This window comes from Methylocystis sp., assembly GCF_050251305.1.
Taxonomy (GTDB): Bacteria; Pseudomonadota; Alphaproteobacteria; order Rhizobiales; family Beijerinckiaceae; genus Methylocystis.
Window position 1 is genome coordinate 1 of the sequence record NZ_JBFWNB010000004.1, and the last position, 12604, is coordinate 12604.

The window sequence follows — 12604 nt, forward strand, 5'->3', positions numbered from 1 at the left end:
TGTTCTCGACGTCGACGTCGAATCATGACTACAGGCCGGGCTTCATGACCGCGCTGATGCTGAAGGATTTAAGGCTTGAGCAAGAGGCGGCTGCCCATGCCGGCGCGGCCGCGCCGCTCGGCGCCGCGGCGACGCAGCTCTACGCGCTCCATCAGGCCGCGGGCCAGGGCGACGCCGATTTCTCGAGCATCATCAGGTTCATTCGGGGCGATCGCGCGCGCCCGCCGGGCGAGGACGGCCAATCATGATGCAGAAACAGAGGCGACATAGCGTGCAGGCGCCAACGCGTCTAAAGTTCAGTCGTTATTTTCTTCACGTGTTTGATGGAGGCGATGCATGTCGAATCATTTCACCGGCCTCAGTCTCGGTCCGCCGCTCGGCGATCAGAGATTGGACCTTTGCGATCTCTACGCCTTCCAGTCTCCGACCGACCCGTCTCGGACGGCGATCATCCTGAACGCCAATCCCTCCTGCGACGAGTTTCACCCTGACGCGATCTATCGCCTCAATATCGATAACGACGGCGATTGCCTGACCGACATCGCCATCAGCTATGTGTTCTCGCCCAAGAAGGACGGCAGGCAGACGTTCGACGTGTTTCTGGCGCGCGGCGCGGAATCGCGCTCGCCTGAGCCTGTCGGCGAGAAGGTTGTCTCCGGCGCCGAGGTTTCCTTCGGCGACGCGCCGAACATCGTGAAGTCGGGCGACTTCACCTTCTTTGCCGGCGTTCGCAGCGACGCGTTCTTTTTCGACTTTGACGGCATTCTCGCCCTGTACGATACGTCGGGCGGCAGAAATTTCACCGCGCCGCATCTCGGCGGCAAATCTCCCTGGACGGGAAAGGATTCGAACACGGAGGCTAATATTCTTTCGACGGTCGTCGAGATGCCGACGAGCGTCCTTGGCGGCAATCCAGGCCTTCGGATCTGGGGACGCTGCAGCGTGCGCCGCGACGGCAAGCTCGTTCACGCCGATCGCGCCGGCCACCCGTCGGTCAGCAGCTTCTTCAACACCGACGATACGAAGGAGGAATATAACGCCAGCGAGCCCGTGAACGACCGCACGCGCTGGCTCGAACAGTTCATCCATCTGATGGGCCATACCGGCGACTACGCCAGGGACGAGGCGATTGCGGCGATCGACGCGCATGGCATCCTGCCGGATATGCTGAGCTTCGATCCAACCAGGCCCGCCGGCTATCCGAATGGCCGCACCTTCGCCGACGATGTCATCAATTTTAGGCTGTCCTTTCTCTCGAAGGGCGACATCCCGCCGGATGGGCTCGAGCCGCACGCCGACACTTTGAAACAGTTTCCCTACCTCGGGACGCCGCATCCAAAGTAGTGGGCAAAAAAATACGGGCGCGCCGGCGGCGCGCCCGTTTTGCGTCCATTGCGCCGTCGCAGATTACCGATGCGCGCGGCCTTTTTTCGGCTTGGCCGAGGTCTGCGGGGGCGGGGGCGGCGGCGTCACCGGCATATATTGCAGGCTGACATTGCCGATGCCGGCCGAAAGATTGGCGCCGGTGCCCAGGGAGACCGAGAGCGGCTGCAGGGAAATGGTCTTGTTCGAGCCGCCGACGAGGAGCGCGCCGCCGGCGCCGGCTCCGACCGCAAGCGATCCTTCGGCGCCGACGTAATCTCCCGCCAATGCGCCCGGTTCGATGCTGTTCGTGGCCGCAAGCACCTTCCAGATGAGCTGGCCAGGACCGCTGATTCCGATATTGGCGCCGACGTTCGTCAGTCTGCCGATGTAATGCTGGGGCGGGTTGCCTTTGGTGTCCGTGTAGACGCAATCGAGCGCCTGATTTTCTATGATGATCATGCCGACGCCGCCAGAGACATGGCAAAGAAGGGTGCCGACTTGCACGGATTGAGCCATGGCGGCGCTGGACGAAAGCGCGCAAAAGGATAGCGCGCAAATCGTACGCCGAAGCGAAGAATGAACCATTATCGAACTCCATGGATGGCTGCGGAACTTAAGCCGCGCAGCGGAACTCTAATGGCGAAACAAGCAAAAAGTAACCCCGTGGAGAAGCCTTAGGCGCGCGCCGGATGATCGGCGCACAACCGGTTTGCAGTCGGCTGCAACCGCAATTTCGAAGAAATCCAAGCATCGCCTCCAAGCATCGGGTTCAAGATCGGGTTCAAGCGTCGCGTCAATGCCTCGCGTCATTGCGTCGGGGCGGGGTGCGAAGCGCCGAGCGGGACTCGGCGCAACAGCCAGGCGAGCGGGATGATGATCGCTGCAATGACGGTGAGCGCGTAGAAGACGTCGATATAGGCCAGAATGGAGGCCTGCGTCTGGATCTGCCGGCCAACCCAAGCCAGAGCCAGCCGCCGCGCTTCCGACGCCGTTCCGCCGAGCGAAGAAAAATATTCGGTGGCGCGGCGCAACGCCTCCTGAAACTCGATATTGGAGGGAATGGCGTGTTCCGCTAGGCGGCTCAAGTGGAACTGCTCACGTCGCGCGAGGATGTTCTGGGCGAGCGAAACGCCGATTGAACCGCCGACATTGCGCGCGACATTGATGAGCGCGGACGCCTGATCCGTCTTGCTTGGCGGAAGCCCGTGGTAGGACGCCGTCGTGACAGGGATGAAGATGAGCGGCAGGCCGACGCCAATAAAGATCCGCGCGCTGGCGAAATACCAGAAGCCGACGTCGCTGTAGAGCTGCGTAAGATAATAGGTTGACGCGGCGACGACCGCCGCCCCCGTCATGATGAGATATTTCGGCTGCGTCATGCTCGACAGCCGCCCCACGACGATCATCATTGCCATGGTGACCAGGCCTCCGGGGGACAGCACCAGCCCGGCGAGCATCGCTGAATAGCCGAAAGAGAGCTGCAAAAGCTGCGGCAGGATCTGCGTCGTCGCGATGAGGACTGCGCCCACCGCCATCATCACCAGAAAACAGGCGCCGAACTGCCGTGTTGCGATCATTCGGAGATCAACCACGGGATTCTTGCGCGTGATCTCCCATGGGATCATCAGCGCAAAGGCGGCTGCCGTGACGCAGGCGAACGCGATGATGAAGTTGGACCCAAACCAGTCGTCGCGCTGACCACGATCAAGCACGACTTCAAGCGAACCGAGGAAGGCGGAAACGAGAAAAAATCCGACGAAATCGAAGCGCGGTGCCGATGGCTTGTTCGTCGGTTCGTTCAGCACCACGGCGACCATCGCAATCGACGCCAGCCCGATTGGTCCATTGATCAAGAAGCACCAGTGCCAGGAATAATTGTCCGAGAGCCAGCCCCCGAGCGTCGGACCGACGACCGGCGCCACCACCACCGCAATGCCAAAAAGCGCGAACCCCTGCCCACGTTTCTCGGGCGGAAAGGCGTCAGCCAGAATCGACTGCGACACGGGCACCATGCCGCCGCCTCCGAGACCCTGCAGGATTCGAAAGAAGAGCAGTGAGCGGATGTCCCAGGCGAAGCCGCACAAGATTGAGCTGACGGTAAAGAGCGCTAGACAGATGAGGAAAAACGACTTCCGGCCGAGCGCCTTCGCCAGATGGCTGCTCGCCGTCAGGATCACCGCATTCGAGATGAGATAGGTCGTCACCACCCAGGCCGCTTCGTCGGGAGACACGGCCATTCCGCCGGCGATGTAAGGCAGGGCGACGTTGGCGATCGTCGTGTCCAGCACTTCCATAAAGGTCGCAACAGAGACGACGACGGCGATCAACCAGGGATTTGGAGAATCCGACGCCTTCATCGAAGTCGAGGCGCCGCCGAAGTCGCCTGCGACGCTCACAACAGCCGTCTCAGCCGTTCGTAAATGGAGAGCCGGGGGTCGACGCGAACGCTCGGGACGACCGACATCCCAGGGCCGAGCGCGACGTCGGAAGGCAAATTGCCGATCGAGATTTTCACCGGCACCCTTTGAACGATCTTGACGTAGTTGCCTGTCGCGTTTTCCGCCGGCAACAGAGAGAACGCCGTGCCGGATCCCGGCTGAATGCTCACGACGCGGCCTCCAAGCTCTCGCTCGGGATAAGCGTCGATGCGGATTTGCGCGGGCTGGCCGGGCCGCATGTCATCGAGCTGCGTCTCCTTGAAGTTCGCGGTCACCCAGATATCGTCGGGAACGAACATCGCAAGGCTTGCGCCGACCTGCGCAAGCTGACCGACGGCCGCCGTCAGTCGGACAATGCGGCCTGGCTCGGCGGCCGTCACCGTCGTATAGGAGAGGTTGAGGCGCGCCGCGTTGACTTGCGCCTTGGCTTGGGCGACCTGGGCTTCGGCGCTCTTGCGCTGCGCCTCCAGCGACTCGACTTGCACGCGCGCCGCCTCGAGCGTATCGCCGGCGCCTTGGCGCCGCGCCTGCTCCTGCACGAGTTCAGATGAGGTTTGCTGCTGGCGCTGCAGGGTCCCGGTGCCGCGTTTGACCAGCGTGCGAGATCTTGTCGCTTCCTGCTGCGCAAAGCGGAGCGCCGCCTGTGACTGCGCCACTTGCGCTTCCGACGCCTCGATCTGCGCGCGTTGCGCGGAGATCTGCGCGTCGACGTGTGTCACTGTGGCTTGCGCCGCGGAAAGTTGAGCCTCAGCCTCTTCGAGAGCGATCCGATAGTCGCGCGGATCGATGCGCACAATGACGTCGCCGGGGGAGACATGCTCATTGTCCGTGACGTCGACGGCGGTGATGTAGCCGGACACTTTCGGAGAAACTGAAAATTGACGCGCGTCCAGAAACGCGTCGTCAGTCGTCTCGAACCGCGACGCATAATCCCAGTAAACATAGGCGCTGAGCGCGAGAAGAATCAGAAACGCCGCGCCTGCGGACGCAACGATCGGATGGCCTCTAACGAGACTGGACGATGGAGCTGCGCTCAATGGTTGACGCTCAAGGTCTCCTCCCGTGCGGCCCAGCGGCTCGGCCCTGTTCGTCTCCGTCATTGTGCAACTCCGCTCTGCCATACGTGTCGAAGCGGCGCCGCGCCGGCCCCTGAGCTACACTCGGCCAATCAGCGCCATCACCAGGACAATGGCGAAAATCGCGCCGATGATCCCACCCGGCGCATAGCCCCAATCGGCGCTATAGGGCCACGTCGGCAGCGCGCCGATCAGCAACATCAAGAGGATGATGACAAGAACGATTGAGAGCATGGTTGAACTCCCCTTGGTCGGCGCCATTGCGCCTTGAAGGCGGAACTCTCCTGCTGGGCTTTAAGTTCCTTGTCGCGCTCCAGTCGATGCCGGAATCGGCTTATTGCTTTCGACCGCGTCGCGCCTATCTGAGAAATATAGGCGGCCGCTCGGGCGGCGGCCAGTTTCGGAACGGCTCGCGACCTCGGATGTAAAGGCGCGAGCCGTTTTCTTGCGGGCTCTCTTGTTTTTTACCGAAGCGGCGCTCCTTCTGCGGGCGCGATGTTCAGACGCGGGTCGTCTTTCGGGTCGTAATAGTCGATCTTAAAGGGGCCGACCGCGTTGATCTGGAGAATGGAACTCTCGTCGGCGAAGGCATAATGGAGGACGCCCGCCGGCATCGAAATGAAACTCCCCGCCGGCAGCTTTTCGACGCTGGCGCGATCGGCCGCTTGCCCTCTACCGAAACTGAACGCGCCGGAGATGATCGTGATGAGCTCCGCTTTGGGATGCGTGTGCGGCGGGATTCGATAGCCTTTCGGCGCCTTGATCCGCACGACGAACTCGCCTTCTTTCGTCGGATCTCCGTACAGAACGCCCATCTCGGCGCCGCCCGGCAGCGAACTGGGCGCGGGCTCCCATTTGATGTCCTGGGGAAGAAAGACGTGGTGCGTCTCGACGTCTCCGCCAAACGCCGCTCCGCCCAGAGCCGCTCCGCCCAAGGCGAGAACGCCGCCGATGAGAATTGCAATCTTCGGTTTCATGAGTCACTCCAATCGCCGCAGATCGCGCCAGCTGCCTGGGCGCGCCTTCAGGGCCGGAGATATAGTGCGGGCGCGGCTGCGCTCACCCCCTGACAGACTCGAAAAATTGCGAGATTGGGGCCGCCCGCCATGGTGTCGACGCGCGCTAGCCCCACCAGAAGATTGCGGCGACGATGACGTAAAGGCCGACAAGCGCGGCGCCGTCGACCATGTCCGCTTTGCCGTCGACAGTCACGACCGTGACCACCAGCACCGAAAGAAACAGGGCCGCCGCGAGAATGGGCGGTATCGCGAGCGTGAAGGGCGCCGCGCCGCCCATCGCAAAGCTGACGAGCACGAGAATCGGAATAAGCGCGACCGCGACTTGAAGCGCTGAATTGAGAATGACGCTGACCGCCAGATCCGCCTTGCCCTGCGCGGCGAGCCGAACCCCAACGACATTTTCGACGGCGTTGCCAGCGATGGCGACGACGACGAGGCCGGAAAAGGCTTCGCTGATGCCCAGCATCTTGATCGCCGGTCCGAGCGCTTCGACAAACCAGTCCGAGATGAAGGCGGCGGCGCCGCCGCAGGCCGCCAGAACGCCGATCGCGACGCCGAGCGGCCAGGCGTGCAAGCGGGCGTGCGTCTCAGGCGGCAGCGCGCGCTGCCCCTGACGAAGCATCGTATGGGTGAGCACAACGAAGACGAAAAGAAGAACGACGGCACAGACGACGGCGAGCTCCTGCTCATGCGCGCCGCTTGGCAGGTGCAGTTCCTGCGCAAGCGTCGGCAGCACCAGCGCCGAAACGGCCAGCAGGAGCAGCGTCGCAATCATCCGCGGCGTCTGATTTTCGAAGTGAAGCACGCCGAATCGCCAGCCGCCGGCTATGAAGGCGAGCCCCAGGACGAAGAGCGCGTTCGACAGAATGGAGCCGATCAGCGAGGCCTGCACGACGGTCAACAGGCCGGCGCGCAGCGCGAAGATGCAGACGAACAGCTCCGGGAGATTGCCGACCGCCGACTGCACAATGCCCGTCGTCGCCGCCGACAAATGGTTGCCGAGCTGGTCGGTGGCTTCGCCAATGACATGCGCGACGCTGGCCAGCGCCAAAGCCGAAGCGACGAAGTTGAAGATCGGGTCAGTTTCTGCGAAATGCAACGCGGCGGCGACGCCGACAAGTCCTGCCGCTGGAGCCATCGTCGCGAGGACTTTGCCGTTGGCCGCCGCGTTCATTTGTTTTTCCTCGTTTCGGGCGACGCGCGCCACAGGTCGATCAACGCGCTATCAGAATGTTGGGAGCGTCGTTTAGCGGGAGGGATCTGCGCTGGCCAGAGCGGTCAATCGGTTGTTCTCGTCCCTCGACCGAGATGCGTCTCCAAGTCGACGATGCGTCTTGTCGTCTGCAAAACCGTATCGGGGTTGAGACTGATCGAGTCGATTCCCAGGCGCACGAGGAATTCAGCGATCTCGGGATAATCCGATGGCGCCTGGCCGCAGATGCCGCAGTGGCGTCCATTGCGCTTCGCGCCCTCTATCGCCAAGCGAATGATCTCCTTGACGCCGTCGTCGCGTTCGTCGAAGTCGAAGGCGACGATTTCCGAGTCGCGGTCGACGCCAAGCGTCAGCTGCGTCAGATCGTTCGATCCGATCGAGAAGCCATCGAAATGCTTGGCGAATTGATCGATCAGCATGACATTGTTCGGGATCTCGCACATCACATAGATCTCGAGTCCATTCTTGCCGCGTTCGAGGCCAAGCTCGCGCATCAGCGCAATGACCTTCTCCGCTTCTTCGATGCGGCGGCAGAAAGGAATCATCAATCTGACGTTCGTCAGGCCCATCTCGTCGCGCACGCGGTTCATCGCTGCGCATTCGAGCGCGAAACCTTCCCGATAGGCGGGGTGCGCATAGCGCGACGCGCCGCGAAAGCCGATCATCGGATTGGCTTCCGGCGTTTCGAAAACCTCTCCGCCGAGCAATGACGCATATTCATTGCTCTTGAAGTCGGACATGCGCACCACGACAGGCTTCGGATAGAAGGCCGCGGCGATCGTGCCGACGCCCTCGGACAGGCGCTTCACGAAGAACTCGCTCGGGCTTTCGTAATTGGCCGTCAGTCTCTCGATTTCGGCGCGTTCGCGCGCTCCGAGCCGCTCGGGATGAATGAGCGCCATCGGATGCGCCTTGATCGAGTCCGCGATGATGAACTCCATGCGCGCAAGTCCGACGCCGTCATTGGGCACGGCCGCAAGGCCGAAGGCGATATCGGGGTTGCCGACGTTCATCATGATGTGCGTGGCCGGCTTCGCCAGAGTCTTGAGGTCGACTTTCTCGACGTCGAAGTCGATCGGGCCGTCGTAGACTTTTCCGACGTCGCCCTCGGCGCAACTCACCGAAATCAGGTCGCCGGTGCGGATGAGGCGCGTCGCCGCATCGGTGCCGACGATTGCGGGAATGCCAAGTTCGCGCGCGACGATCGCCGCATGACATGTCCGGCCGCCGCGGTTCGTCACGATGGCCGCCGCCGATTTCATCACCGTCCCCCAATCGGGCGACGTCGTGTCGGCGACGAGGATCTCTCCCGGAACGAAGGTCGAGAGCTCGCTGGCGCGCTCGATCACGCGCGCCTTGCCGCTCGCGATCTTTGCGCCGACCGCGCGTCCTTCGATTTTCAGCGCCCCATGCGTCTTGACCTTGTAAATTTCGGCGACGTTCCGGTCGCGGCGCGACGCCACGGTTTCCGGGCGGGCCTGCACGATGTAGAGTTTGCCGTCGAGGCCGACCTTGGCCCACTCGATATCCATGGGGCGGTGCGCGCCCGCCATGGCGCTATAATGGTCTTCGATCTGGATCGCCTGGCCGGCGAGCTGCAGCGCCTCTTCGTCGGAAATGCAGAACTTTTCTCTTTCCTTGGCGTCCGTGGGAATATTGCGCGTCGTCGCTCGGCCCCGATCCGAAAAAATCATCCTGATTTTTTTGGGCCCGAGCGCGCGCTTCAGCACGGCGCGCTTGCCCTGCCGATACGTCGGCTTGAAGACGTAAAATTCATCGGGATCGACGGCCCCTTGCACGACGTTTTCGCCAAGGCCGTAGGCGCCCGTGATGAACACCACGTCTTCGAATCCGCTTTCGGTGTCGATCGTGAAGACGACGCCCGAGGCCGCCACGTCCGAACGCACCATTTTCATCACGCAGGCGGAAAGGAACACTTTGAAGTGATCGAAGCCGTTGTCGATTCGATAGCGGATGGCGCGGTCCGTGAACAGGCTGGCGAAGCAGTGGCGGACGGCGTCGAGGACGGCGGAGGCGCCGCGCACATTGAGATAGGTATCGTGCTGGCCGGCGAAACTCGCGTTGGGCAAATCTTCGGCCGTCGCCGAAGACCGCACGGCGACCGTCAGGTCGTCGCCGTATTCCGCTGTGAGGCGCGCGAGGGCGGTTCGAATCTCGGCTTCGAGATCGGCGGGCAGTTGCGCGCCATAGACGATGTCGCGCGCCCGCGCGGCGCGCTTGGCGAGATCGTCGATGTCAGACGGGTCCAGCCCCTCGAGCGCTTCTTTGAGCGCGGTCCAGGCGCCCGCCTGGTCGATCGTGTAGCGATAGGCGTCCGCGGTGACGGCGAAGCCATTGGGCACGAGGATGCCCTTCGCCGTCAGCTCCTGATACATCTCGCCAAGCGAGGCGTTCTTGCCGCCCACAAGCGGCACGTCGGCGATGCCGACCTCGCTGAAAAACCGAATGAACTGACCGGAGGCCGGATCTGCAGGCTTTGCGTCACGGGAAATGCTTGGATTGGCCGATTCATTCATGACGAGCTCTTCTGTTGGGAAGTCATGGTGCGGGGTCCTTACGGCGATTGGGCTACAATTATTGCGAAGGCGCGGCGCCAATCGCCTTTGCACAGAATTTGTTTTGGCCCGTGTACATTTTTGGTCGCTTCGGCGACCATGTTAGCTTAACCATGGAGTCGAGGAGGCCGCTTTATCCTGGGAAAGGCGCTGATCCCGCAGTTCACGGCTGAAGCTTGGCGTGGCGGTCGAGATTTAGCCGGATTCTTGACCATAATGGGAATCCGACTGGACGGCTGGCCCAATCCAGCTCGTGCGATGGCGGGAGACGCAAATGGATTCGCTGGATCTGGATCAGGTGATGGACGAAATCATCCCGAGAGGGGACAACAGGCCGCCGGCGCCTCCGCCGGCGATGAACTTTCCGCCCCGTCAGCGGCCGCGCGCCAATGACGACGCTACGGCGGCGCTGGACCTTGTGTCCCAGGCGGCCGCAGCGATAAAGGAGCTCGAAAAGCAGTCCGCTCAGGCGGTTGCGCGCGCGCATAGCGCCGCGAACGCGGTGAGGGAGAAGCTCGAGCGCGCTGAAGACCGCGGCGATCGCGCCGAAGCCAGCCTGCAGAAATCGGAGGCCGAGGCCGCCGAGCTCTCGGCGGCCCTGGTTCAGACCCGGAAAGACCTTGAGGCGCTGCAGTCGCAGCTCGCTGCAAAACACGCTGAGTTCCTGGCCATGGAGCAGCGCGCGGTCGCGGCGGAGAAGCGCGGCGCCGAGGCGGAAGCCTCCGTTCAGCGGATCGTCGATGCGATTCGCACGCAGCTTCCGGTCAAGGTCGCCGAACAACAGGCCAAGCCGGCCGCCTGAGCCTCGAACGCGGGCGCGGAGAGTCGCGCGCGACTCGGCTGATCGCCTTTTCGAGAGGCGGACGCATATGCTTTGTACCGGCGCGAGGAGCGCCGGGGCGTCTTTGGCGCAACCGTCGTCCGGTGAGCCGTGTCCCACGACGCGCTCGGACGGCCGTTGGCCTTCCCGCCAGATATTCAATCTAAACGTGCGCCATTGCATTCGCTAACGTGATCCGTGTCCGTCGCCCGCGGCGCCGTCCGGATGGAAAGCCTGTGCGCAGGCGGCGGCGCGATTAGCCTCCATGTCCGAAAGCCAGCGCGACGCGATCGCCACCCCGCTCAGCACGTAGCTCAAGGGGCAGGCCGCCAGCATCAGCAGGCCGGCGAGCCGCTGATCCGCCAGGGCTGTTTCGGAGGACGCGGACACGCCCGGCGCGCTTGGGTCGAGGATGCGGGGCGCGAATACGAGCAGGACGCCGAGGAGGCAGGCGAGCTTGCCGGTGATCGCCAGCGCGGCGACCCCGCGCCACCGACCCGCGCCGGGATCGCCGAGTATCGCGAGCCAGAAGAGCAGCGCAACCGCCAGCAGCGCCGCATGCATCGAAAAATGTGCGGCGGGACGCGCCTCCAAATAGCCCGAGAGACCAGGCGCATGCCACGCATAGAGGAGCGCGATCTGCGCCGTGGCGACAACCGCCAGGGCGCCGCCGGCGGCCAGCTTCGGCGCTGGCGCAAATCGCGTCCACAGGACGGCCAGAAACGGCGCGACGGCGCTCATCAGCAAAATATGGCTGGCCATATGCGATGCGCGGGGACCCAAGCCCGGGCCTGCGAAAACCACGAGTCCCACCGCACAGCCGACGAGGAGCGCGATCAGCGCCTCTGATTGCGAAACCGAAGCGCCTTTCGTCGGCGCTGCGCTGTTATCGATCGGCGTCGCCCGCATAAGAACTATATCGGCCGCGGCCGTCCACAATCCAGCATTCGCGGTTTGTTATCGAAAGGAAGCGCCCTTTCAGGAGGAACCTCGCCCCCATCCCGGCGTTTAAGCCTCACCGCAGGGATCAGATCATGGATTTTCAACTGGACGCAGGCTGGGAGAGGCTTCAGAACATCTGGCAGGGGTTTATCGCGTTCTTGCCGAATCTGGCGTTCGGACTCTTCGTCTATTTCGTCTTTTTCCTGATCGCCTTGGGCGTTGGACGCGGGATCGCAAGGGTTGCGACGCGTTCCGGACAGCCGCGACACATCGTCAAGATCTTCTCGAGGCTCGGTCGCGGCGCGGTCAATCTCATCGGCGCGATCATCGCATTGTCCGTCGTTTTGCCCTCGCTCGACGCCGCTTCGGTGTTCGGCGCGCTTGGCGTTGGCAGCGTCGCCGTCGGTTTCGCGGCGAAGGACATCTTTCAGAATCTGCTCGCCGGCATTCTGCTGCTGGTGACGCGTCCCTTCCATATCGGCGACCAGATCGTCAGCGGCGCGCATGAGGGGACGGTCGAAGACATTCAGATCCGCGCGACTCTGCTGCGCACCTATGACAGTCGCCGCGTCGTGATTCCGAACAGCGAGCTCTATACGAACCGGGTCGTGGTCAACACCGCCTATAACGCGCGCCGCATTCACCTGATGATCACGATCGGGGTCAGCGATGACGTCGCCAAAGCCAGCGCGATCATTCTCGAGGAAATCGCGAAAATCGAGCGCGTGCTGCATGAACCGTGGCCGGCTGTGCTGTTTCAGAGCCTTGGCGATTTCGGCGTCAATCTCGAAGTGCGGTACTGGATACAGCCGACGATCATGCGCGAGGTCGTCGAATCGACAGATGAAGTCTATCGCGCGATCGCGCCCGCTCTCACCGCGGCCGGCGTGGATATGCCCTTCCCGACCTATCAGATCCTGTTCCACGATCAGACGGAGGAAACGGACGGCGAGCGCGGACGGCAGCGGGAAGGCTGGCCAGCGCCCAAAGAACGTCCGGCGCCGCGCAAACAGGCTGCGGCCATGCCGGCGCACGCCAGCGGCTTACCCCGAAGCGGCTAGTGACGTTCGCAACCGACTGCGTCGCTTGCCTCGCCGGGCGCTCCGCCCCCGTGATGCCGTCGCACACGCCGGCAAGCAGCTGATCCGCGCCCGG

12 protein-coding genes are annotated in these 12604 nt (G+C 63.0%); 4 read left to right on the forward strand and 8 right to left on the reverse strand.

Translation table 11 applies throughout. The annotated features are described in order from the left end of the window. Positions 1-248: NAD-binding protein (locus AB7F41_RS02265; protein WP_428406426.1), on the forward strand; the 248-nt coding region annotated here is incomplete at its 5' end. Between the two features lie 88 nt (positions 249-336). Further along, the gene (locus AB7F41_RS02270; RefSeq protein ID WP_428406427.1) at positions 337-1344 is read left to right on the forward strand and encodes a DUF4331 family protein; all 1008 of its coding nucleotides are present in this window, start codon (positions 337-339) and stop codon (positions 1342-1344) included. A 63-nt stretch (positions 1345-1407) separates the two neighbouring features. Here AB7F41_RS02270 and AB7F41_RS02275 read toward each other — a convergent pair whose 3' ends face one another. The 7 genes from AB7F41_RS02275 to ppsA form a co-directional block, all read right to left on the reverse strand. Next, entirely contained in the window at positions 1408-1950 is a 543-nt protein-coding gene (locus tag AB7F41_RS02275; protein ID WP_428380259.1) for a DUF992 domain-containing protein, read from the reverse strand. 221 nt (positions 1951-2171) lie between these two features. After that, entirely contained in the window at positions 2172-3722 is a 1551-nt protein-coding gene (locus AB7F41_RS02280; RefSeq protein WP_428380267.1) for a DHA2 family efflux MFS transporter permease subunit, read from the reverse strand. A gap of 35 nt (positions 3723-3757) precedes the next feature. Next, positions 3758-4903 (reverse strand): HlyD family secretion protein, encoded by a 1146-nt coding sequence (locus tag AB7F41_RS02285; RefSeq protein WP_428380258.1) that lies wholly within the window; start codon positions 4901-4903, stop codon positions 3758-3760. Positions 4904-4957: 54 nt separating this feature from the next. Further along, complete coding sequence (locus AB7F41_RS02290) at positions 4958-5113, reverse strand: DUF3309 domain-containing protein (RefSeq protein ID WP_428380257.1); 156 nt, start codon at positions 5111-5113, stop codon at positions 4958-4960. A 230-nt stretch (positions 5114-5343) separates the two neighbouring features. Next, complete coding sequence (locus AB7F41_RS02295; RefSeq protein WP_428380256.1) at positions 5344-5856, reverse strand: cupin domain-containing protein; 513 nt, start codon at positions 5854-5856, stop codon at positions 5344-5346. A 145-nt stretch (positions 5857-6001) separates the two neighbouring features. After that, positions 6002-7072: a sodium:proton exchanger gene (locus tag AB7F41_RS02300; RefSeq protein WP_428406428.1), complete on the reverse strand. Its 1071-nt coding sequence runs from the start codon at positions 7070-7072 to the stop codon at positions 6002-6004. 104 nt (positions 7073-7176) lie between these two features. Continuing rightward, the gene (ppsA, locus tag AB7F41_RS02305; protein ID WP_428406429.1) at positions 7177-9648 is read right to left on the reverse strand and encodes a phosphoenolpyruvate synthase; all 2472 of its coding nucleotides are present in this window, start codon (positions 9646-9648) and stop codon (positions 7177-7179) included. Between the two features lie 313 nt (positions 9649-9961). Here ppsA and AB7F41_RS02310 point away from each other — a divergent pair, with 313 nt between their 5' ends. Continuing rightward, complete coding sequence (locus AB7F41_RS02310; RefSeq protein WP_428380252.1) at positions 9962-10489, forward strand: ABC transporter permease; 528 nt, start codon at positions 9962-9964, stop codon at positions 10487-10489. A gap of 204 nt (positions 10490-10693) precedes the next feature. Here the strand turns inward: AB7F41_RS02310 and AB7F41_RS02315 are convergent, their stop codons facing one another. Then, positions 10694-11416 (reverse strand): cytochrome c oxidase assembly protein, encoded by a 723-nt coding sequence (locus AB7F41_RS02315; RefSeq protein ID WP_428380251.1) that lies wholly within the window; start codon positions 11414-11416, stop codon positions 10694-10696. Between the two features lie 125 nt (positions 11417-11541). Here AB7F41_RS02315 and AB7F41_RS02320 point away from each other — a divergent pair, with 125 nt between their 5' ends. Further along, entirely contained in the window at positions 11542-12510 is a 969-nt protein-coding gene (locus AB7F41_RS02320) for a mechanosensitive ion channel family protein (RefSeq protein WP_428380250.1), read from the forward strand. The last annotated feature ends 94 nt before the right edge of the window (positions 12511-12604 follow it).